At 72.1% G+C, this 20,441-nt stretch carries 21 protein-coding genes; 8 read left to right on the top strand and 13 right to left on the bottom strand.

The annotated features are described in order from the left end of the window. Positions 1–5: 5 nt before the first annotated feature. From OG344_RS01020 to OG344_RS01060, 9 genes are read right to left on the bottom strand one after another with little or no spacing between them, the layout of a single operon-like run. Positions 6–968 carry a UDP-glucuronic acid decarboxylase family protein gene (locus tag OG344_RS01020; RefSeq protein ID WP_327047352.1) on the bottom strand — a complete coding sequence of 321 codons (963 nt, stop codon included), beginning with the start codon at positions 966–968 and terminating at the stop codon, positions 6–8. Beyond that, positions 965–1,936: a glycosyltransferase family 9 protein gene (locus OG344_RS01025; RefSeq protein WP_405086553.1), complete on the bottom strand. Its 972-nt coding sequence runs from the start codon at positions 1,934–1,936 to the stop codon at positions 965–967. The genes OG344_RS01020 and OG344_RS01025 overlap by 4 nt, the downstream gene beginning before the upstream one ends. Continuing rightward, positions 1,927–2,619 (bottom strand): SDR family oxidoreductase, encoded by a 693-nt coding sequence (locus OG344_RS01030; protein ID WP_405086554.1) that lies wholly within the window; start codon positions 2,617–2,619, stop codon positions 1,927–1,929. The genes OG344_RS01025 and OG344_RS01030 overlap by 10 nt, the downstream gene beginning before the upstream one ends. A 44-nt stretch (positions 2,620–2,663) precedes the next feature. Next, the gene (locus tag OG344_RS01035; protein WP_405086555.1) at positions 2,664–4,076 is read right to left on the bottom strand and encodes a PfkB family carbohydrate kinase; all 1,413 of its coding nucleotides are present in this window, start codon (positions 4,074–4,076) and stop codon (positions 2,664–2,666) included. Beyond that, the gene (locus tag OG344_RS01040; protein WP_327047356.1) at positions 4,073–4,624 is read right to left on the bottom strand and encodes an SIS domain-containing protein; all 552 of its coding nucleotides are present in this window, start codon (positions 4,622–4,624) and stop codon (positions 4,073–4,075) included. The genes OG344_RS01035 and OG344_RS01040 overlap by 4 nt, the downstream gene beginning before the upstream one ends. Positions 4,625–4,627: 3 nt before the next feature. Next, positions 4,628–5,821, bottom strand: a complete 1,194-nt coding sequence (locus OG344_RS01045; RefSeq protein WP_405086556.1) for a glycosyltransferase — start codon at positions 5,819–5,821, stop codon at positions 4,628–4,630. Further along, positions 5,818–6,915: a glycosyltransferase family 9 protein gene (locus tag OG344_RS01050; protein ID WP_405086557.1), complete on the bottom strand. Its 1,098-nt coding sequence runs from the start codon at positions 6,913–6,915 to the stop codon at positions 5,818–5,820. The genes OG344_RS01045 and OG344_RS01050 overlap by 4 nt, the downstream gene beginning before the upstream one ends. Continuing rightward, positions 6,912–8,036 (bottom strand): glycosyltransferase family 2 protein, encoded by a 1,125-nt coding sequence (locus OG344_RS01055; RefSeq protein WP_405086558.1) that lies wholly within the window; start codon positions 8,034–8,036, stop codon positions 6,912–6,914. Before OG344_RS01055 ends, OG344_RS01050 begins: the two co-directional genes overlap by 4 nt. Further along, positions 8,033–9,673, bottom strand: a complete 1,641-nt coding sequence (locus tag OG344_RS01060) for a carbamoyltransferase (protein WP_405086559.1) — start codon at positions 9,671–9,673, stop codon at positions 8,033–8,035. Before OG344_RS01060 ends, OG344_RS01055 begins: the two co-directional genes overlap by 4 nt. Before the next feature lie 241 nt (positions 9,674–9,914). Here OG344_RS01060 and OG344_RS01065 point away from each other — a divergent pair, with 241 nt between their 5' ends. Next, positions 9,915–10,478, top strand: a complete 564-nt coding sequence (locus OG344_RS01065) for a D-glycero-alpha-D-manno-heptose-1,7-bisphosphate 7-phosphatase (protein WP_405086560.1) — start codon at positions 9,915–9,917, stop codon at positions 10,476–10,478. 100 nt (positions 10,479–10,578) lie between these two features. Continuing rightward, on the top strand, positions 10,579–11,532 hold the full coding sequence (locus OG344_RS01070) for a glycosyltransferase (RefSeq protein ID WP_405086561.1): 954 nt from the start codon (positions 10,579–10,581) through the stop codon (positions 11,530–11,532). Positions 11,533–11,781: 249 nt separating this feature from the next. On the opposite strand, the gene OG344_RS01075 is transcribed toward OG344_RS01070, so the two are convergent. Continuing rightward, positions 11,782–12,858, bottom strand: coding sequence for a hypothetical protein (locus OG344_RS01075; RefSeq protein WP_405086562.1), 1,077 nt, complete (start codon positions 12,856–12,858; stop codon positions 11,782–11,784). A 240-nt stretch (positions 12,859–13,098) separates the two neighbouring features. On the opposite strand from OG344_RS01075, the gene OG344_RS01080 reads away from it, so the two are divergent. The 3 genes from OG344_RS01080 to OG344_RS01090 are packed head-to-tail and all read left to right on the top strand — an operon-like array spanning position 13,099 to position 15,676. Beyond that, positions 13,099–13,818 (top strand): ATP-binding cassette domain-containing protein, encoded by a 720-nt coding sequence (locus OG344_RS01080; protein WP_405086563.1) that lies wholly within the window; start codon positions 13,099–13,101, stop codon positions 13,816–13,818. Then, positions 13,818–15,074, top strand: coding sequence for a hypothetical protein (locus OG344_RS01085; RefSeq protein ID WP_405086564.1), 1,257 nt, complete (start codon positions 13,818–13,820; stop codon positions 15,072–15,074). The genes OG344_RS01080 and OG344_RS01085 overlap by 1 nt, the downstream gene beginning before the upstream one ends. Further along, entirely contained in the window at positions 15,071–15,676 is a 606-nt protein-coding gene (locus OG344_RS01090; RefSeq protein ID WP_405086565.1) for a hypothetical protein, read from the top strand. Before OG344_RS01085 ends, OG344_RS01090 begins: the two co-directional genes overlap by 4 nt. Positions 15,677–15,948: 272 nt before the next feature. Here OG344_RS01090 and OG344_RS01095 read toward each other — a convergent pair whose 3' ends face one another. Both OG344_RS01095 and OG344_RS01100 read right to left on the bottom strand, forming a co-directional pair. Then, entirely contained in the window at positions 15,949–16,365 is a 417-nt protein-coding gene (locus tag OG344_RS01095; RefSeq protein WP_405086567.1) for an HAD family hydrolase, read from the bottom strand. Next, positions 16,322–16,585, bottom strand: a complete 264-nt coding sequence (locus tag OG344_RS01100; RefSeq protein ID WP_405086568.1) for a hypothetical protein — start codon at positions 16,583–16,585, stop codon at positions 16,322–16,324. Before OG344_RS01100 ends, OG344_RS01095 begins: the two co-directional genes overlap by 44 nt. 143 nt (positions 16,586–16,728) lie before the next feature. On the opposite strand from OG344_RS01100, the gene OG344_RS01105 reads away from it, so the two are divergent. From OG344_RS01105 to OG344_RS01115, 3 genes are all read left to right on the top strand, one after another. Continuing rightward, positions 16,729–17,259 carry a hypothetical protein gene (locus tag OG344_RS01105; protein ID WP_327047369.1) on the top strand — a complete coding sequence of 177 codons (531 nt, stop codon included), beginning with the start codon at positions 16,729–16,731 and terminating at the stop codon, positions 17,257–17,259. 103 nt (positions 17,260–17,362) lie between these two features. Continuing rightward, entirely contained in the window at positions 17,363–17,761 is a 399-nt protein-coding gene (locus tag OG344_RS01110; RefSeq protein ID WP_405086569.1) for a PPOX class F420-dependent oxidoreductase, read from the top strand. 291 nt (positions 17,762–18,052) lie between these two features. Continuing rightward, positions 18,053–19,462 carry a sensor histidine kinase gene (locus OG344_RS01115; protein ID WP_405086570.1) on the top strand — a complete coding sequence of 470 codons (1,410 nt, stop codon included), beginning with the start codon at positions 18,053–18,055 and terminating at the stop codon, positions 19,460–19,462. Here OG344_RS01115 and egtD read toward each other — a convergent pair. Continuing rightward, positions 19,437–20,420 carry an L-histidine N(alpha)-methyltransferase gene (gene egtD / locus OG344_RS01120; protein ID WP_405089028.1) on the bottom strand — a complete coding sequence of 328 codons (984 nt, stop codon included), beginning with the start codon at positions 20,418–20,420 and terminating at the stop codon, positions 19,437–19,439. The genes OG344_RS01115 and egtD overlap by 26 nt on opposite strands. Between the last annotated feature and the right edge of the window lie 21 nt (positions 20,421–20,441).

Here is a 20,441-nt window from a genome sequence, read left to right on the forward strand (position 1 = left end):
CCAGGTCAGGAGGCGACGGGGTACGGCGAGTTCAGCTCCTTCTCGAACCAGTCGACGGTGCGGCGCAGGCCGGTGAGGGGGTCGACGCGTGCACGCCACCCGAGCCGCTCCTCGGCGAGCGAGGTGTCGGGGCGGCGCACGGCGGGGTCGTCCACCGGGCGCTCGACGAACCGGATCGGCGAGGCGGAGCCCGCGAGGTCCCGGATCGTCTCCGCCAGCTCCGACATCGACATCTCCGCCGGGTTGCCGATGTTCACCGGCCCGGCGAAGTCGCTCGCGGCCAGCGCGAGCACACCGTCGACCGTGTCGTCCACGTAGCAGATCGACCGCGTCTGGCTCCCGTCGCCGGTCACGGTGATCGGCTCGCCCGTCAGCGCCTGCCGGATGAACGTGGGAATCGCCCGGCCGTCGTGCGGCCGCATCCGCGGGCCGTACGTGTTGAAGATCCGGGCGATGGCGGTGTCGACGCCCCGCGAGTCGCGGTAGGCCGTGGTCAGCGCCTCGGCGAAGCGCTTGGCCTCGTCGTACACGCTGCGCGGCCCGACCGGGTTGACGTTGCCCCAGTAGGTCTCCTTCTGCGGGTGCTCCAGCGGATCGCCGTACACCTCGCTGGTGGACGCGAGGACCAGCCGCGCGTCCTTCTCGGCGGCGAGCCCGAGCGCGTGCAGCGTGCCCATGCTGCCGACCTTCAGCGTCTCGATCGGATGACGCAGGTAGTCGGCGGGCGACGCCGCCGAGGCGAAGTGGAGCACCAGGTCGACCTGGCCGGGCACGTGGACGAAGCCGGTGAGGTCGCACTCCACCAGCCGGAACGCCGGGCGGCCGATCAGGTGCTCGACGTTGCGCGGGGACCCGGTGAGGAAGTTGTCCAGGCAGACGACCGCCGCGCCTCCCGCGAGTAGGCGTTCGCACAGGTAGGAGCCGAGGAACCCGGCTCCTCCGGTGACCACGGCACGGGATCCCTTCATCGCGCCCCCACTCCCCGCAACCTTCTGACCGCGTCCAGCACCTCGGGCACTCCGATCTCCAGCAGGCCTTCCGACGGCGTGTCGCCGTGCGGGTCCCCCCGGCGGCCCGCCCACAGCGCGATGTGCGGACGGCCCGGCGGCGGGCCCCACAACGCCGGCGGGATCGGGCCGTACAGGATGACCGAGGGCGTGCCGACCGCGGTGGCCAGGTGCGCCATGCCGGTGTCGCCGCACACCACCAGCGACGCGTGCGCCGTCAGCGCGGCCAGCTCGGGCAGGTTCGTACGGCCGGCCAGCACCGACTCCTCCGGCAGCCCGGCGAGGGCCGCGACGTGCCGGGCGAGCGCGATCTCGGTCACTCCGCCCGTGACGACGACCCGGTGGCCCGCCCGGACGAGCTCGGCGGCCACCCGGGCGAAGCGGTCCGGCGGCCACTGCCGGGCCCGGAACGCCGCACCCGGATGGATGACCACCTCACCGCCGGGGAGCGGGCCCGGACCGGGGTCGCCGAACGCGAGGTCGTCGGGGTCGGCCGTGATGCCGTACCAGTCCAGCAGCGAGCACCACCGCTCACGCTCGTGCGTCGCCGCGTTCCACGCGGGGCCGTCCGAGCCGGGCACGGCGGGGTGCGTGTGGGTGAGCAGGCGGCCCGGCCGCGTGCGGCGCAGCGCCTGGATGCTCTCCGGGCCGCTGCCGTGCAGGTTCACCGCGACGTCCGGCGACGCGTACGGCACCGGTCCCGGGCCGGATACGTCGAGCAGTTCGTCGACGCCGCCGATCAGCGGGAGCAGCCCGCCGAGGTAGGCGGGGGTGGCCAGCACGAAGTGATGCCCGGGATGCGCCCGCCGCAGCGCCCGCAGCGCGGGCACCGAGGCGAGAAGGTCGCCGAGCCCCAGCCCGCGCAGGGCGAGCAGGACCGGTCTTCCGGGTTCCTCCACCGGTCCCTCTGAGGCTTCCTCTAGGGCCATGACGTCTCCGTCGAGGCGGCCACGACCAGTTCCCTGACCTCGCATCCCCGCGGCTGGCCGAGGGCGAACAGGATCGCCGCGGCGACGTCCTCCGGCTGGTTCAGCCGGGCGTCGGGGCCGGGCTTGTACTGCTCGGGCCGGTCGTCGAAGAAGCCGGTGTGCATGCCGCCGGGGATCAGCAGGGTGACCCCGACCTGGCCCGCCAGCTCGGCGGCGAGGGCCCGGGTGAAGCCCACCACGCCGAACTTCGAGGCGCAGTAGGCCGTGGCGTCGCTGAGCGCCCGCACGCCGAGCGTGGAGGCGACGGTGACGACCCTGCCCCCTGACCCGCCCCCCGACGCGCGCAGGAACGGCAGGGCCGCCCGGACCACCGCGGCGGTGCCGAGGAGGTTGACCCCGATCACCCGCTCCCACCTGTCGGCGGCCACGTCCTCCAGCCGTCCGCAGGCGTCGACGCCCGCCGCCGTGACCACGCCGTCGAGCCCGCCCGCCCGCTCGGCCAGCTCGCGTACGGCCCGCTCGGCCTGCTCCCGGTCGGCGAGGTCGGCGCGCACGTGGTCGAACCCGCCGTCCGGCTCGTTCAGGTCGACGACCAGCGGCCGGCCGCCGGCCTTGGCGACCGCCGCCGCGGTGGCCCGGCCGAGGCCGGACGCGCCACCGGTGATCAGTACGTTTCCCACCATTGAGGTTTCCCTTCCGACTCGAGGACCGCTACCCGCGACGGCGATCACGATGCGGCCCGGGCGGCGGCGATCAGGCCGGTGGTGGAATATCCGGGCACGGTCGGCAGGATGACGACCTCCCCGCCGGCCCGGCGCACGGCGTCGGCCTCGGGCATCGACCGCTCGTCGTAGTCGCCCCCCTTCACCCACACGTCCGGGCACAGCCGCTCGATGACCTGGGACGGCGTGTCCTCGCCGAAGACCGTCACCGCGTCCACGCAGCCCAGCGCGCGCAGCACCTCGACGCGGTCGCGCTCGCCCACCAGCGGCCTGCTCGGGCCCTTGAGCCGCCGGATCGAGTCGTCGGAGTTGACGCAGACCACGAGGGCGTCGCCGAGCGCCCTGGCCCGCCGCAGCAGGCTCACGTGCCCGGCGTGCAGCAGGTCGAAGCATCCGCCGGTCGCGATGAGCCGGCCTCCGGCGGCCCGTACGGCGGACGCCACCTCGAAGGCGGAGGCGCCGGACGGGAACGGCACGGGCGCCTCGGCGGCCGGGCAGTGCTCCGTGGGATGGGGCAGGCGCAGGGCGGCGGCCCCGCCCTCCGCCACGAACCTGGTGGCCTCGCCGACCGCGCGGGCGACGGCGTCCTCGGTGGCCGCGCCGTCCGCCAGGGCGAGGGCCGCCGCCGCGGCGAAGCGGTCGCCCGCGCCGCAGGCGTCGGCGCCGGTGGCGACGTGCGGGGCGGGCACCGGCCCGAACCTGCCGCCGCGGCGGGCCAGCATCGCGCCGCGCCCGCCCAGCGTGATCGCGACGGCCTCGGCGTCGAGGTCGCGCACGAGCCTGCGGGCCGTGCGCTCCGGCGAGACGTACGGCTCGCCGCACATGCCCCGGGCCTCCGCCTCGCTGGGGGTGACGAGCGCGCATCCGGGCACGGGCAGCGACCCGCGCGGGTGGGGGTCCCAGATCACCGGCACGTCGAGGCCGTGCAGCAGTTCGCGGAGCAGGTCGGCCACACCGCGCCCGTAGTCGGCCACCAGCACCGTGCCCGCCGAGGCGAGGGCGTCCGCGGCGCGGGCGAAGGCCGAGGCTCCCGCGGATCTCCTGGAGGCCACCTGGCCCGGCCGCCCCATCGCCCGGCCGTCCCCGGTGTCGATCCTGACCAGCGTCTGCCCACGGGCCCGGACCCGGGTCTTGCGCACGGTCGTGCCGCGCAGCGGAAGCCGCACGATCTCGACCGCGGGCGACAGCAGGTCCTCCAGGCAGCGGCCGGAGGGGTCGTCGCCGACGGCGGTGACCAGCGTCACGGGCGTGCCGTCGCGGGCGGCGAGCAGCGCCGCGAGGCCGGCGCCGCCCGGCCGGTGGTGCTCCGCCTGCCCCTCGACCACGGGGACGGGCGCGTCGGGGCACAGCCGGTCGGCCGTGCCCTCGACGTCGACGTCGAGCAGGGAGTCTCCGACGATCACAAGGGGTGCGCTCACGCCACGGCCTTCTCGATCACGTCACACAGCATGTGGATCACCGTGAGGTGCACCTCCTGGACGGTCGCGGTGTCGTCGGCGGGCACGGTCAGGGCCTCGTCGCACAGATCGGCGAGCGGGTTCGGCCCGGGGCCGGTCAGCGCCCAGGTGGTCAGGCCGCACTCGCGGCCGGCCTCGGCCGCCTCGGTCACGTTGGCGCTCGTCCCGCTGGTGGACAGGCAGATCAGCACGTCGCCGGGGCGGCCGTGCGCCCGCACCTGCCGCGCGTAGAGCTCGGTCAGGCCGAAGTCGTTGCCGATGGCGGTCAGCGCCGAGGTGTCGCCGTGCAGCGGGATCGCGGCGTACGGCCGCCGGTCGGCGCGGTAGCGCCCGACCAACTCGGCGGTCAGGTGCTGCGCCTCGGCGGCCGAACCGCCGTTGCCGCAGGCGAGCAGTCGTCCGCCGCCGCTCAGCACGGCGGCGAGCTTGTAACCCCAGGCGTGGATCTTGGATGTCTCCGGGTCGACCGCCGTCAGTGCGGTGCTCAACCGGGCCAGGTGAGGATGCATCGCTCAGCCTCCCGCGGCGGCGAGGACGCCGAGACGCCCGCCGGCCAGGTTTCGGTACACGGACTCGGTCTGCTCGGCGATCCTGGACCAGCCGTAGCAGGCGCGGGCCCGCCTGGCCCCCGCGGCCGACAGCGCCGACCGCAGGCCGGGCCGGGCGAGCAGGTCGCCGAGCGCGCGGGACAGCGCGCGGGGCCGCCGGGGCGGCACGAGCACACCGCATCCCGCGACGGTGTCGAGGTGGCCGCCGACCGCCGAGGCGATCACCGGCACCCCGCAGGCCAGGGCCTCCAGGGGCACCATGCCGAACGGCTCGTACCACGGGACGGTCACCAGCACGTCGGCGGAGCGCATCAGGGCGGGCACCTCGGCCCGGCCCACGCTGCCGATCAGCCGGACCCGGTCACCGAGGCCGAGTCCGTCGGCCAGCGTGCACAGCCGCGTGCCCTCCTCGTCGCCCGGTTCACCGCCCGCGATGACGAGTTCGGCGCCGGGCACCTGCCGCAGGGCGCGGACGACGGTGTCCACCCCCTTGCGCGGCACCATGCGCCCGATGCTCAGCACCAGGGGCCGGTCGCCGCGCGGGGCGGCCGGGCCGCCGGGACGGAACAGGCCGAGGTCGACGCCGCACGGCACGACCGCGATCCGGTCGCGCGGCACGCCCAGCACGACCAGTTCCCGCACCTCGTCGGAGCAGGTGGCGATCACGGCGACGGCCCGGCGGCCGATGTCGCGCTCGGTGGAGATCCGGGTCGCCGGGCTCGTGTCGGCCGCGCCCTGCCAGCGCCGCTTCACCGTGCCGAGCGCGTGGAAGGTCTGCACGACCGGGACGCCGAGCGGCTCGGCCGCCGTCAGGGCGGCCAGGCCGCTCATCCAGAAGTGGGCGTGCGCCACGTCGGGCCGCTCGCCCTGCCATCCGCGGGCCAGATGCGCCCCGAACTCCGCCATGTGCGGCAGCAGTTCGTCCTTGGGCAGCGGCTCGGGCGGCCCGGCCGGCACGTGGTCGACGGTGACGCCGGGCGCCATCGGCACGGTGTCCGGCTGCTCCGGCGAGGTGCGCCGCGTGTGGACGACGACCTCGTTGCCCCGTTCCGCCAGGGCCAGGGCCAGCGCGGCCACGTGGACGTTCTGCCCGCCCGCGTCCACGCCGCCGAGGGTCGCGAGCGGGCTCGCGTGCTCCGAGACCAGGGCGATCCTCATGGCACCCCCTCCTTGACCGCCTCCTCCATGACCGCCTCCTCCATGACCGCCTCCTCCATGACCGCCTCGCCGAGCGGCTCCTTCGCCGCGGCCAGGCCGTGGACGGCGGCCACGACCTGGGCGCCGCTGACGGCGGACAGGCACGGATGGCCGGGGACGGGACAGATCCTCGCCCTGCTCCCCCGGCAGGGGGCGTCCTGGTCGCCGAGGAGCACCGAGGGCACGCCGTACGGCGCCCAGCGGGCGGCGGGCACGACCGGCGCGAACAGGCTGACCACCGGCGTGCCGACCGCCGCCGCGAGATGGGCGGGGCCGGTGTTGGCCGCCACGACCGCCGACGCCCCGGCCAGCACCGCGGCCAGCTCGGCGAACGTGGTCGCCCCGCCGAGGTCCGCCGCGGGACCGGAGACGATCGCGGTGAGGGCCCGCTCCCCCGGGCCGCCGGTGACGACGACCCGCTCGCCCGCGGCCAGCAGCGCCCCGACCGCCTCCGCCCAGCGCTCGGCGGGCCACGCCCTGGCCTGCGCGGTCGTACCGGGATGCACCACCACGTAGCCCGGCGGGCCGGTGAGGTGCGCCACGTCCGGCAAGGGCCCGCGTACGGCGAGCCGCCCGTCGTCGCCCGGCGGCAGGACGAAACCGGCCGCGCGAGCGAGGCCGAGCATCCGCTCCGGCTCGGGGACGTCCACGGTCTCGTCCACGACGTGACGCACGTCGAGCAGGGAGCCGGGATAGTCCTCGCTGATCGCGGCGATGCGCGGCACCCCGGCGAACCGCAGCAGCAGGGCCGTCGGCAGCGCCGACTGGTGGAAGGACGTGAAGATCACGGCCAGGTCGGGCCCGACGGCGCGGACCTGCTCGACCAGGCGGGCCGCGTGCTCGGAGGTCACCGGCATCCGGCCGGGGTCGATCCAGGGGGCGCGCCACTCCAGCACGCGGCCGACGCCGGGCAGCAGCTCGGCCGCCGCCCTGCCGTTCGGGCCGGCGAGCATGACGACCTCCCGCGCGCCCGCGGCGACGGCGCGCACGGCGGGCCCCGCGAGCAGCACGTCACCCGCGTTGTCGGGCCGCACCACCAGTGCGGTCCCGATCACGGACGCCTCCCCGTCCGCTTGTCTGAATGTGTCCGCACCGCGAGCTCGCCTTTGAGCCGGTGGGCGCACGCGACCGGCGGGATCACCACGCTGGTCACGGCCATGCGCCAGATCTCCCCGGGCGTACGCGGCCCGGGGGCGATCCGCGCCCAGGCGAACTCGGCGGTGAGGCCGAGCCAGGCGAGCCCGGCGGCGCCCGCCGCCAGCCTCGTCCTCGGGCCGGTCCGCGCGCCGGCGGCGGCCAGCGTGAGCGCCAGCAGGCCCGCGCCGGTGGTGAGGGCGTGCCGCCTGAGCCTGCCCCGATGGCCGCCGACGAACAGACGCCAGTCGCGGCCGTACGCCTGGCGCATGAGCGCGTCGGAGGCGTTGCCGCGCTGGAAGCGCACGCTGGACCAGAAGCCGTCGGCGCGCACCTGGTGGCGGGTCAGGCGCTCCCCCTTGACCAGGCAGAACCCGGCTCGCTCCACGCGGATCGCGAGGTCGGCGTCCTCCCGGTAGGCGCCGGGGAAGCGCTCGTCGAACCCGCCGGTCGCCTCCAGGGCCGCCCTGCGGTAGGCCATGTCGGCGGTGATCCAGTCGGCGCCGGCCAGGCCGGCCGTGTTGCGCTCGGCGTCGGTCGGGCGGCGGCCCTCGGCGGAACCGGGCAGCGGCACCTCCAGCCGTCCCTGGCTGCCGCCCACGTGCGCGGGCAGGCGGGCGAGGTCGGCCGCCAGCGCCCGCGCCCAGCCGGGCCCCGGCACCACATCGTCGTCCAGGAAGACCACCCACGGGGTCGTCGCCGCCCGCCAGCCCACGTTGCGCGCGGCGGCCGGGCCGCGCCCGCCCGACCTCAGCACCCGTACGCGGGCGGGGACCGGCAGGGCCTCCGCGCCGTCCCCCGGCCGGTCGTCCACCACGACGACCTCGGAACCGTCCTGGGGACCGATGGCGGCGAGCGTGGCGGCCAGGCTCGGCCGCCCGATCGTCGGGATGACGACAGTCACCGCCGGCCCCTGCGCGGTGGCGTCCGAGGGGGCGTTCCCGCGCTTCCGGCCGGTCCGCCGTCCGGTCTGTTCGGTCGCCTGCTGGTTCGTCTGCTGTGTCGCCTGCTCGGTCGCCTGCCGGGTCGTCTCCGATGTCATCCCGCGAACACCGCCCCCCTGCGCACGACGTACGGGCCGAGAACGAGCACGTCCACGGGCGCCGAGCCGAAGCACTCCAGCGCGTCGCGCGGGTCGTCCACCATCGGACGGCCCGCGGTGTTGAGGCTCGTGTTGACCACCACGGGGACCCCGGTGCGGGCCTCGAACTCCTCGAGTAACCGGGCGAGCAGCGGATCGCGCCCGCGCTCGATCGTCTGGATGCGGGCCGTGCCGTCGACGTGGACGACGGCGGGGATGCGATCGCGCCACTCGGGCTTCACATCGTGGACGAACAGCATGTACGGGCTCGGCATCGGGCCCCTGCCGAAGATCGTGGAGGCGCGTTCCGCGAGGACCATCGGGGCGATGGGGCGGAACTGCTCGCGGCCCTTCACGTCGTTGAGCCGCTCGGTGTTGCGGGGATTTCCGGGGTTGGCGAGCAGGGAACGGCGGCCGAGGGCGCGGGGGCCGTACTCGGCCCGGCCCTGGAACCAGGCCACCACGCGGTCGGCGGCGAGGTCGGCGGCGACGGCCGCGGCGAGGTCGGCGGGCCGCTCGTACGGCACCTTCGCCACGTCGAGCCAGGCGCCGAGTTCTTCGTCGGTCCAGCCGCGGCCGAGGTCGGCGCCGGGCATCGGGGCGACCCGGTCGCCACCGGCCTGCGCGAGGTGCAGCGCCCCGCCGAGCGCGGTGCCGGAGTCGCCCGCCGCGGGCTGCACCCAGACGTCCTCGAACGGGCCCTCGGCGAACAGCCGGGTGCTGGCCACGCAGTTCAGCGCCACTCCCCCGGCCATCGTGAGAAAGCGGGCGCCGGTCCGCTCGTGCAGCCACGTGGCGAGGTCGAGCAGCACCTCCTCCAGCCGCGTCTGCACGCTCGCCGCGAGGTCGGCGTGGTCGGAGGTCCACTTCTCGCCCTTGCCGAGGGCCTTGGCGTAGACGCTCCAGTCGATCGGCTCGACCCGGAAACCGCCGTCGCCCGTCGGGTAGATCAGCTCGCGCATCTCCCGCAGGAACCGCGGCTCGCCGTAGGAGGCGAGGGCCATGACCTTGTATTCGTCGCTCGACCGCAGGAAGCCGAGGTGCGCGGTGAGGTCCTCGTACATCAGTCCGAGGGAGTGCGGCAGGGCCTGGCTCGCCAGGACGGTGAGCTCGCCGTCCCGGTAGTGCCCGGCGAGGTGCGACACGGCCTCGCCCCGGCCGTCGCAGACCAGCACCGCCGACTCGCCGTACGGCGCGGCCAGCCCGGCCGACGCGGCGTGCGCGATGTGGTGGGGGACGAACCGCACCTGGGCGGCGTCCAGCCCGGGCAGCGCGGTCGCCAGGAAGCCGGGGGCCCGGCGCGCGTAGGTGGTGCGCAGATCCTCCCAGCGCGCGTCCTGCCCCTCCCCTCCGGGCAGCACCAGCTCCGGATCGTAGGAGTAGGCGACTCCGTCGAGGTCCTCGGGGCGCAGGCCGGCCTGTTCCAGGCACCACGCCGCGGCCTGCTCGGGAAGCTCCCAGGCGGAGAAGGGCACCGGCCGCTTGCCGTGCTTGCGCCGGCTGAAGCGCTCCTCCTCCGCCGCGGCCACGACCTCGCCATCCACGACCAGCGCAGCGGCTGGATCATGAAATATCGCGTTTATGCCCAAGAACCGCATCGGTTTCCCTCCGTTGCGCAGTGCCGGTCTGGTTACCGAGAGAAGCGGCGCCAAACACTCCTTTGTAGAGACGTCGACGTGAGTGGGGGATGTGCTCAATAATCGCTACTCTCCGTAGCCAAATGGCCTGACCTGGAGGTGGTCAGCACACGGTCAGGTCGTGGTCACGTCGCGTTTGCCTCCGTGTCCCCCGGGTAGCCCGGCGGGCGATTCCCGCAGAAGGCCACTCAGGAGGCCGCTCGTGTCCCCGCCCGCTCGCCCGCCCGCTCGCCCGCCCGCCGCGGTGCTCTTCGACCGCGACGGAACGCTCGTCCACGACGTTCCCTACAACGGCGATCCCGACCGCGTGGCACCGGTCGACGGGGCACGGGAGGCACTGGACCGGCTCCGCGCGGCCGGCGTCCCGATCGGGGTGGTCACCAACCAGTCGGGGGTGGCCATGGGGCTGATCTCTCCTGAGGCCCTGCGGGCCGTGAACGACCGGGTGGAGGCCCTGCTGGGCCCGTTCGACGTCTGGGAGATCTGCCCGCACGACGACGGCGACCACTGCGCCTGCCGCAAGCCCGCGCCGGGCCTGGTGCTGAGCGCCGCCCGCCGGCTCGGCGTCTCACCCGTCGACTGCGTGGTGATCGGCGACATCGGCCGGGACGTGGAGGCCGCCCGCGCGGCGGGCGCGCGGGGCGTGCTCGTGCCGACCCCGGTGACGTTGCCGGAGGAGGTTGCCGCGGCGCTCGAAGTGGTGCCCGACCTCGCCGCGGCGGTCGATCTGGTGCTGCCGGGGATTCCGCTGACAGCGGAGCCTTAAGCGGGGCCGGGCGGGGCAGGGGGGTGGCGCGCCCAGGGGGAGGCGCGACAGGAGGCACGGTGTTCCAGGGTCTGCAGAAGGACGGACGGGGAGCGACGCGATGAAGATCATGGTCTGGCATGTCCACGGTTCGTGGACCACCTCCTTCGTGCACGGGGGGCACGAATACCTGGTGCCGCTCACGCCCGGCCGCGGCCCCGACGGGCGGGGCCGGGCGGAGACCTATCCCTGGCCGGACACCGTGCGGGAGGTGCCCCACGACCGGCTGGCCGCCGAGGACGTCGACGTGGTCGTCTACCAGCGGCCGCACGAGATCGAACTCGCCCGCGAATGGCTGGGCCGCGACGTGCCGGGCGTCTACGTCGAGCACAACACCCCCGCCGGGGACGTGCCGAAGACCCGCCACCCGCTCGCGGACCGGAACGACATCCCGCTCGTCCATGTCACCCACTTCAACGACCTCTTCTGGGACTGCGGCCGCGCTCCCACCCACGTCATCGAGCACGGCGTGGTGGACCCCGGCCACCTCTACAGCGGTGAACTGGCCCGCGCGGGGGTGGTCGTGAACGAGCCGATCAGGCGCTGGCGGGTCGCGGGCACCGACCTGCTGCCCACCTTCGCCACGGGCGCCCCGATCGACGTGTTCGGCATGCAGGTCGCGAATCTGCCCGCCAAGCTCGGTCTCGACGGGGCGATGGGGGCCTTCGAGGACCTGCCGCAGAGCGCCATGCACGCCGAGTTGGCCAGGCGCCGGGTCTACCTGCACCCCTACCGCTGGACCTCGCTCGGCCTGTCGCTGATCGAGGCCATGATGATCGGCATGCCGGTCGTCGCCCTCGCCACCACCGAGGCCGTGGAGGCCGTGCCGCCGGAGGCGGGGGTCGTCTCGACCAAGATCCCCTCACTGCTGCGGGCCCTCGACCGGTTCGCCAAAGAGCCGGAGCTCGCCGCCCAGGCCGGCAAGGCCGCCCGCGCCGCCGCGCTCGCCCGCTACAGCCTCGACCGCTTCCACGCGGACTGGAACCGCCTGCTCACCTCGATCGCCCCGGGCTGAGCCGTTCACAGGGGCCTTGCCACGGACCGATAGCGAGTTGACGGCGGAGCGTCAGCGTGTGAACACTTGATGTATCGCACCTCCTGGGGTGCGGAAGTGGCGCCGGGAACCCCCCGATGGAATCGGGAGCCCGGCGCTCGCGCTGTCGAGGAGATGCAGCCGGTCGATCCGATCGCGTGCGGCAGCGTCGCCGTGAAACGCGAAGGTGTACGACTCGGTAAGGCATTGAGGCAGAGCCGTCGCGGGGGTTCAGTTCATCGGCTGAAGAGCGTCAGCGATCTCTGCCACAGTCCACCGCTCGCCCACGACAGGAACGGCTTCGCCTTCCTTGCCGACAGAATCCGATGACTTGGGCTCGGTGCCGGTGACGGCGATGACGAGGCCCGGCCGCTCCTCCCAGGTGTACCGGAGAGCTCCGTCGACCTGCTTTGCGACATGAGCGATTCTTCCACGAGCGGAATGCTCTCCGCCGCTTTGATCGTCGGTGCTGTCGAACAGTCGCGCGTTCGCATTGGCCCCCCGCGCCACCGTTACGGTGACGAAGGCGCCGCTCTCATCTTCGTAACGCGCCGTCATCGTGTGAACGCCGCCGATCCGGCCCGGCTGCAGTTTGCCGGCCAGGCGGAATCCGTTCGGAAGATACCAGACCGCGACGGAGTCAACAGTGCCGCCGGCCGGTTCTTGTCGATCGAACGTCCCCAGCCGGTCCACCTCTCCGCTGTAGACCGGAATACCGTCGCCGTCGGTCACACGGATCGTGAAGTTGTGAGGAGTCGCGTTCTGCCATGTCTCGATGAGAAACGGACGGGCCGGCGAGCTCTGCCCTTCATGCTGCCAAGCATAACTTTGGGTCGAGCCGACATATGCGCCCGGTTCGGCCAGGACGATGATATCCATCGGACGGTAGTCCGATGTGCGGGGCTGAGGGGCTCTACTCAAGAGGCTGATTTCATGGGTCCGGCCTGGGTCGGGAACCGGACGATCGTCACGCAGCCAGAGCGGGGCCGAACCATCTCGTGAAGCCCCTCCTCCCCCGGTAAGAATTCCCAGACGAGCTTGTCCTTTTGTGTCGCGCCCCTGGAGTATCACCGCGACGCCTCGTCGAGGATCGGTCCCAGCCCACAGCACGTGAACGTCGTGGTGTTTGCCCACCCGCCCCCAGACGTCGGTGGCTTCTCCAATCACCTGCCGGTCCGAGGCAAGGTCACCACGCGTGGGCCAGTGCAAGAAATCCGCATCCGCCGCCGCGCTCGCAGTCCACTCGTAGCGGGTTGGCGCCAGCCACCAGGCCACAACACCCACCACCAGCATCGACGTGCTGCCCACGATGACCGTCCTGGCGATCCTGCCGAATGACGACACCTCTTACCGCTCCTCTCTGAGAGCCAGCATGGTGGGCAATCCCGGCAGTATTTATACCATCCGGTCCGGATCGATACTTTCGCAAACCCGTACGTGGCCTTCCGGCGAGTGTGATATAGACGGTGACCGTTCCATGTGTAGTGTCCCCGCCCGTGCCGCCTCGTTCGGCAGTACCGGCTTTCGCCCGTCAATTCGAGGACAGCGTTGCCAATCACCCTGAGTGAATGTTCGTACGGTTACCGGCGCGGCCACCTGGTCCTCGATCGGCTGACTTTGGTGTTTCCAGAGGGAGTAACACTGCTTCTCGGCCCGAACGGCGCGGGCAAGTCAACGCTGCTGGCGATATCTGCCTCTGGCTTCGCGCCACGCACCGGATCCGTGAGCTATCGAGGACTTGATCCGGCCAAGGGCCAGGACCGCAAATCTTTCAGGAGGGCCGTCGCATGGATGCCTCAGCACATCAGTCCCATACCCGGGCTGACGGTGCGGGACCAGGTCGCCTACATGGGATGGTTGAAGGGACTGACGCGTAAGGACTCCTGGAGCCGAGCGGCGGAGACCCTGGAAGCGGTGGAGCTCGCAGATCTCATGGAGCGCAGATCTCATGAGCTCTCGGGAGGGCAGCTGCGCCGCGTGGGTCTTGCCCAGGCGCTTGTACACGAGGCCGAGGTCATCTTGATGGACGAGCCCACGGCAGGGCTCGACCCGGCCCAGCGCGAGACTTTTCGGCGTCTGGTGAAGCAGGTGTCCGCACACGCCCACGTAGTCATCTCGACCCACCAGATCGAAGACATCAGCCAACTGTACGAGTCGGTGATCGTCCTCGACCGTGGTCGGGTCAGGTTTCAGGGGGAAACGAGCGATTTTCTCCGAAACGGTGACGCGGTGACCGCTTACCGGCGACTTGTCAGCGGAGAGGTGTAATGCCCTGGCTCGGTCGACTGCGATCATCCGCAGCGGTTTACGTTCTTCCCGTCGTCATCATCCTGGCAGCCTTACAGGCACGTCGCGAACTCGGGTCGATGGACCTGTACTGGCCGGCTGTCTCCGCGATGGCCGGTTCCGCCGTAGGCGTCATCGCGCCTGTCTACTCGGCGGTGGCCGCGTGGGAGGGAGGGCGTCTGAAGCGGGGTGGGGTCGAACAGCAGACCTACGTCCGCCCCTGGTGGACGATCGTGCTCGACGCGGTCGCCCTCCCCCTGCTGGGCGCCGCCTGTGCGCTCCTCGCCGCTTTGCCGGCTCAGCTTCCCGAGATCATTTCCGTGCCAGGGGCGCCCGACTGGAGATTCATGGGGGTATCGGCCCTCGTCTGCGCCGGTTTCACCATTGTGGGATTCGGAGTCGGACGCCTACTGAAACCCGTGTATGCCGTACCCATCTGCCTGGTCGGGACCTATCTCTGGCTGGCTTACCCGATCTCCATGCAACCGCTGTGGCTACGCCATCTGACCGGAAACTACGATACGGCCTGCTGTCGTTTCGATGAGATTCCGGATTGGCGTGCTCTTGCGGCCGGAACATTGGTGGGGCTGGCCATCGCGGCAACCGGAGTCGGACTCTCGGTGGTCCGGCGTCAGGTCGCGGTGAAGCGGTCAGCACTCGGACTGGCCTCCTTGAGCCTCGTCGTCTGTGCGGTGATTCTCGTGCGCGATATGAGCTGGGCCGCCGCCGTACCACGGTCGGCTCAGGATCTGGTTTGCGAGCGGAGCACCGCAAGGGACGCGCTCACGGTGTGCCTGTGGCCAGAACATGCGCATGATGCGGAAAGGGCCATGACCGCGTCCTCCCATGTCGTGGATCGGCTGGTCGCAGCGGGGTTGCGGCGCCCCACAACCTTGACCGAAGGCCCGGCGGAAGCCAATGCCTGGACGTTCTCCTATCGTGCGGATCTCGCTCTGCTGCCCTGGGGAATCGCGTCCGGTCTCGTCCCTCAGGATGTGCCACGGTGTCAGGACGAAGGCGGCCAGTGGTTGACGGGGGACATGGTTCTCCCTCTCATGTCCTGGGTCGCGCACAGAGCCGGAGCAACCCTCGAATCAGTCGAGACGCGGGCGGGAGCCGAGACCGCGGCCGTCATCCGAGAGGTCACGCGAAGGCCGGCGAACTCTCAACTCAGCTGGTTCCGTGAGAATTTGCGGCTTCTCGGCAAGTGCGACGTCGATCCGGTGAAGATCTCATGAGTTACTTCTTCAGGGCTCGCCGGGCGGGGGTGACGATGAGCGTGCTGATGCTCAGCATCGTCCTCATCGCGACGCTCTCAGGCCTGCAGGTGCCGACACTGAATCTTCTGGGCGGCGGAAAGTCGTATGTCCCTGTGAGCGTGCTCCTGCCGCTGATCGGCGTAGCGGCTCTCATGTCGTTCTTGACGAGCGTTCCAGCGGAGATGGAGATGACCGCGGTCCGGCCGGTGCGACGGTACGAGGCCACCGTGATCACTGGGTCCATCGCCCTGGTGATCGGCATCGGCGCACTGCTGACGTTCTCCGGGTTCCACGTCCATGCCTTCGCCGCCGCTCGAAATCTCACCGGCTACTTGGGATTGGCCATCGTCGGACAGAAGCTGCTGGGCCGGCACGCCGCGATCATCCTGCCCGTCATCTTCGCCTTCGTCTGTATGACCGCCGGGCGACGGCCGGGCGGATATCCATGGCCATGGGCATGGCCGCTGTTCGAATCACGACATGTTCCAGCGCTGGTGATCGCGACGGCCTGCTGCCTGACAGGGCTACTCCTCCTGGCATCCGCGGTACGACCCATAAGACGGCCGAAAGACGCGCCATAAGACCAGGTGAGGCACGACTCCGGTTCAGCGACGGGCGTACGCGTGAGTTGCGGAGCGGACGGCCTGCCGTGGAAAGCCCCCTCAGGCGTACGGTAGGCCGCCCTGGCCCCGCCGGCCGGAGCGTGACCGGCGGGGAGCTTCATCGGGCCTGACCGGCCAGCAGGCGGCGCCACCACTTGTGCGCCTCCTCGATCCACCACAGCCTCGTCCACCCGGGACGCGGCACGGCCGGATGCGGGGACACACCCGGACAGTCCTCCTCGGCGTCGTCCTCATCGCTGGGTGAGGAGAGCCGGGAGGTCCGCGAGACCGCTGATTCGCAGGTCAGCGGGTACGGCGGGGTCATCGCCCCAGAGGAGGCCCCACGGCCCTCGTCTGATCAGGCAGGTTCTCAGCCCTGCTTGGCTGGCTGGGACGACGTTCGCCGGGTGGTCGCCGACGTAGACCGTCTCGTCAGGGGCGACTCCCGTGAGTTCGACGACGCGGTCGAAGAACGCGGGATCCGGTTTGGCCACGCCCCACTCCGCGGAGGTGGCGAGGGCGTCGACCGGAAGACCGAGTCCGCGCAGCAGGTCGCCGGCCTTGGCCGTCTGGTTTCCGGCCACGCACACCCGCAGGCCCATCCCCCGCAGGGCCTCCAGGCCGTCACGAACCGTCGGGATACAGGTCGGCCTCGTCGAGGAACTCACCCCGGCCGGAGTCCTCACGGTCCCGGTACGCCGCCCGCAGGTCGATGCCCGGACGGATCAGGCGGATCGCCTCGGCGTTGTCCATGCCCAGCGCCGTCACCGCGCCGACGAGCGCGGACATCGTGTGGCGGGGGATGCCCAGCCAGTCCGCCCACGATCCCCAATACCGGTCGTCGCGGACGAGCGTCTCCCCGATGTCGAACACCACGGCCTTGACCACACCGGCAGCGTAATCCGGCGGTAGCCGGCCCGAGGCCGGTTCTCATCCAGAGAGAACGCGCCGGCCGGGGTGGGCTTGATTGTTTACCGAGAACGGGGCACCGCGAGGGCGGGTGATCCGGCCGGGGTGGGAAGAGGCTCCTCATGATGCGCAACCTGGTGAACGGCGCCGTCGGCGGCGCGCTCGCGACGGCGGTGTACAGCGCGATGCTGATGGCGGCGGACAGGGCCGGCCTGCTGGAGGAGCCGCCGCCGCGGCGGTTCGCCCGGGTGACGCTGCCGGGCCGCGGGAGCCGTCCCCGGCCGGGCGAGAGCGTGCTCTCGACGATCGCGCACTACGCCTTCGGGTCGAGCTGCGGCACCGTGCTGGGCCTGCTGTCGGCGGGTCAGCGGGTGCCCGTCCCGATCGGCACGGCGTACGGGCTGCTGGTGTGGCACTTCGGCTGCCGGGGCCTCGCGCCGAGCGTCGGCGCGTACCCGCCCCTGCCGAAGGACCGCCCGGGACGCCAGGCCGCGCTGCTGGCGGGACACCTGCTGTGGGGCACCGCGCTCGTGCTCGCACTCAACCGGCTGCGGGCCGAGAGGGAGCCGCTGACCACCGAACTCGCGCCCCGGCCGCGGGAGGAGGTCCGGCGCCACGTCATCCCCGCCCCCGAGCCCGTCTCCGTACGCTGATCCGGAGGCGGGGATCCTGTCCCCAATCCTCGGGAAGAGAATGTCGTCGTGCGCTGTCGTGTTGTCGATCAGAGGCGGCGCCGACGAACCGAGGAGAAGCCGGATGAGCAAGCTGGATGAGAACGCCGTGGCTCTGCTGAAGGAACCGATCCACGCCTGGGTGACGACCGTCAGGCCGGACGGATCGCTGCACAACACCGTGGTGTGGGTCACCGTCGACGGAGACGAGGTCGTCTTCAACACCGCCGTGGGGCGGGCGAAGGAGAAGCACCTGCGCGACGACCCCCGGGTGTCGGTCAGCGTGCTCGACCCCAATGACGCCTTCCGCTTCGTCAGCGTCTCGGGCACCGCCACGCTGGAGCTCGAAGGCGCGGACGCGATCATCGACGGCCTGACGAAGAAGTACCTCGGGGTGGACACCTACCCCTACCGCCAGCCGGGAGAGCAGCGCGTCACCGTGCGCGTCGTTCCCGAGAAGGTCGTCTCCAGCGCGGGCCGCTGACGGGACGCTCGCCGGGCGAGCTCGCACCGAGCCGCCCGGCGCACCTTTCTCGCCTCCGGCGCCGCCACACTTTTCACGTACGGCGCGATTTCCCCTTGGCGACCACTGTTCCCACGGCCCGGAAAAGCGGCGGGGCCGCACGGGTAAAGGGACAGCCAAGCATCGGCCCTGAGCTGGTAAGACTTGCGATCCTTTTTGTCCTGAGGGTTCCGATCTCGGATATGTCTCATACCATTTTTGTACGGGCATTGCATTACGGGGAATCGGGGAGGGGCCATGGTTGGCAGGCGCATGCCTCTCCTTTTACGCCCGCGTTCGATCCAGGCGCGCATCGCCCTGATGAGCGCGGTCCTCTCCCTCGTGGTTCTCACGGTGATCGGGGTTGGCCTGGACATCGCCGTCCGGAACCAAGTCCGCTCGCACCTGTTCATGGACACCCAGCGGGTGGCCACCGACTGGATCGCCTCGATGGGCCCCGGCGGCATCCCCGAGCCGCCCGCCGCGCACGAGAACCTGGTGCAGCTCGTCGACTCGCGGAACCGGGTGATCACGGCCAGCCGGGGGGCGACCGGCAGGCCGCCGCTGACCTCTCCCATGCCTGAGGAGCCGGGTCGCCTGCAGTACCGGATCGAGTGCCGGGACGGGGACCGGTGCGTCGTGGTCACCGCCGTACGGGTGCTGCCGGTGCAGACCCGGCTCTTCTGGAACGGCGAGCCGCACGCCGTCTACTCCGGGAGGGCCGAGCCGGCTCTCCTGGCGACGCGGCGGCTGGAACTGTTCATCGCGATCGGGGTGTTGCTCATGACGGCCGGCTGGACCTGGGCGAGCTGGCGCTCCGCGGGGCGCACGCTGCGTCCCGTCCGGGAGATCCGCGAGAAGGTCGAAGAGATCACCGTGCGCGACCTCAGCCTGCGGGTACCGCAGCCGTGCGGCCACGACGAGATCGCCGAGCTGGCCCGCGCCTCCAACGACCTGCTCGAACACCTCGACTCCTCGGTGCGCCAGCAGCGGCACTTCGCCTCGATGGTCTCCCACGAGCTGCGGACCCCGCTGGCCGGGCTCCGGACACAGCTGGAGGAGGCCCTGCTCTACCGCGACGAGACCGATCCGTACGAGACCCTGCGGACGGCGGTGCGCACCACCGAGCGCTGCCAGGCGATCATCAGCGAGATGCTCACGGTCGCCCGTGTCCGGACGGCCGCGGCGGCCGAGCCCGAGCCCGTCGACCTCGGGACGCTCGCGCGGGAGGAGGCGGCCGCCCGTACGGACGGGGTGCCCGTGCGCGCCGAGATCAGGGACGACGTGACCGTCCTCGGCAACCGGGTCCAGCTGTGCGGCGTGCTGACCAACCTGCTGGTCAACGCCCAGCGGCACGCGTACAGCGAGGTGGAGGTCAGCGTCGAGCGGGCCGGGGACGAGGCGGTCGTCACCGTGCTCGACGACGGCGAGGGCATCGCGCCGGAGGACCGCGAGCGGGTCTTCGAGCCGTTCGTGCGGCTGAAGGACGGGCGCCGCCGCGACCCCAAGGGCACCGGGCTGGGCCTCGCCCTCTGCCGCATCACGGCGGACGCGCACCACGGCACGCTCCGCGTCGAGGACTCCCCGCGCGGCGCCCGCTTCGTCCTGCGCCTGCCGCTCCCCGCGGGAGCCCCGGCCGCGAGCCGCCCCCGGCAGCTCACCCACTGCCGCCCGGCCCAGTGACGCCCGGTACGGCGGCGAGGGTCAGCGCGAAGTCGCCTCCGCTGTCGGTGTGCCAGCGGGCGACCTCGAACCCGGCCCGGGACAGCTCGCCGACCAGGCCTTCCCTGCGGAACTTGGCGCTGATCTCCGTACGCAGCTCCTCCCCCTCGCCGAAGGCGGCCGTGAGGCCGAGCGCCCTGATCGGGACCTCCATCGGCCGGGCCGCCCGCAGCCGCATCTCGATCCACTCGTTGTCCTCGTCGTAGAGCGCGACATGCTCGAACGCCTCCGGCTCGAAGGCGGCGTCCAGCTCGCGGTTGATCACGTGGAGCACGTTGCGGTTGAAGGCGGCCGTGACGCCCTGCCGGTCGTCGTACGCCGCGACCAGCCGGGCGTGGTCCTTCACCAGGTCGGCGCCGAGGAGCAGGGTGTCCCCCGGCCGCATCGTGGCGCGCAGTTCCTTGAGGAACACCTCCCGGGCGGCGGGCGTGAGGTTGCCGATCGTGCCGCCGAGGAACGCGACCAGCCGCCTGCCCGCACTCGGCAGCAGGGCGAGGTGCCGCTCGAAGTCGGCGCGCACCGGCCGCACGTTCAGGCCGCGATAACGTACGGCGAGCCGCTCCGCCGCGGTCTCCAGCGTGACGGCGTCCACGTCGACCGGGACGTAGGCCCGGAGCGTCCCGGCGGCGGCCAGCGCGTCGAGCAGGAGCACGGTCTTCTCGCTGGTGCCCGAGCCCAGTTCGACGAGTGTGTCGGCGCGGCTGAGCGCCGCGACGTCGACGGCCCGGCGGCGCAGGATCTCCAGCTCGCACCGGGTCGGGTAGTACTCGGCCAGCCGGGTGATCCGGGTGAACAGCTCGCCTCCGGCCGCGTCGTAGAACCACTTGGGCGGCAGCCACTTGGGCGTGGAGGTGAACCCGGCGCGCACGTCGCTCTCCAGAGCCTGGCGCAGGTAGTCGCCGTCGAGGTGATCGATCATGCTCATGGGGTCCCCTCTCAG

Origin of the sequence: Microbispora sp. NBC_01389 (genome assembly GCF_045040095.1) — a bacterium.
In the GTDB taxonomy this organism is placed as follows: Bacteria; Actinomycetota; Actinomycetes; order Streptosporangiales; family Streptosporangiaceae; genus Microbispora.

Excerpts from the sequence above, each read along its gene's own strand:
- OG344_RS01020 (WP_327047352.1), bottom strand. The coding sequence starts at position 968 with ATGAAGGGATCCCGTGCCGTGGTCACCGGAGGAGCCGGGTTCCTCGGC.
- OG344_RS01025 (WP_405086553.1), bottom strand. The coding sequence starts at position 1,936 with ATGGCCCTAGAGGAAGCCTCAGAGGGACCGGTGGAGGAACCCGGAAGA.
- OG344_RS01030 (WP_405086554.1), bottom strand. The coding sequence starts at position 2,619 with ATGGTGGGAAACGTACTGATCACCGGTGGCGCGTCCGGCCTCGGCCGG.
- OG344_RS01040 (WP_327047356.1), bottom strand. The coding sequence starts at position 4,624 with ATGCATCCTCACCTGGCCCGGTTGAGCACCGCACTGACGGCGGTCGAC.
- OG344_RS01045 (WP_405086556.1), bottom strand. The coding sequence starts at position 5,821 with ATGAGGATCGCCCTGGTCTCGGAGCACGCGAGCCCGCTCGCGACCCTC.
- OG344_RS01055 (WP_405086558.1), bottom strand. The coding sequence starts at position 8,036 with ATGACATCGGAGACGACCCGGCAGGCGACCGAGCAGGCGACACAGCAG.
- OG344_RS01060 (WP_405086559.1), bottom strand. The coding sequence starts at position 9,673 with ATGCGGTTCTTGGGCATAAACGCGATATTTCATGATCCAGCCGCTGCG.
- OG344_RS01070 (WP_405086561.1), top strand. The coding sequence starts at position 10,579 with ATGAAGATCATGGTCTGGCATGTCCACGGTTCGTGGACCACCTCCTTC.
- OG344_RS01085 (WP_405086564.1), top strand. The coding sequence starts at position 13,818 with ATGCCCTGGCTCGGTCGACTGCGATCATCCGCAGCGGTTTACGTTCTT.
- OG344_RS01090 (WP_405086565.1), top strand. The coding sequence starts at position 15,071 with ATGAGTTACTTCTTCAGGGCTCGCCGGGCGGGGGTGACGATGAGCGTG.
- OG344_RS01105 (WP_327047369.1), top strand. The coding sequence starts at position 16,729 with ATGATGCGCAACCTGGTGAACGGCGCCGTCGGCGGCGCGCTCGCGACG.
- OG344_RS01110 (WP_405086569.1), top strand. The coding sequence starts at position 17,363 with ATGAGCAAGCTGGATGAGAACGCCGTGGCTCTGCTGAAGGAACCGATC.
- OG344_RS01115 (WP_405086570.1), top strand. The coding sequence starts at position 18,053 with ATGCCTCTCCTTTTACGCCCGCGTTCGATCCAGGCGCGCATCGCCCTG.
- egtD (WP_405089028.1), bottom strand. The coding sequence starts at position 20,420 with ATGATCGATCACCTCGACGGCGACTACCTGCGCCAGGCTCTGGAGAGC.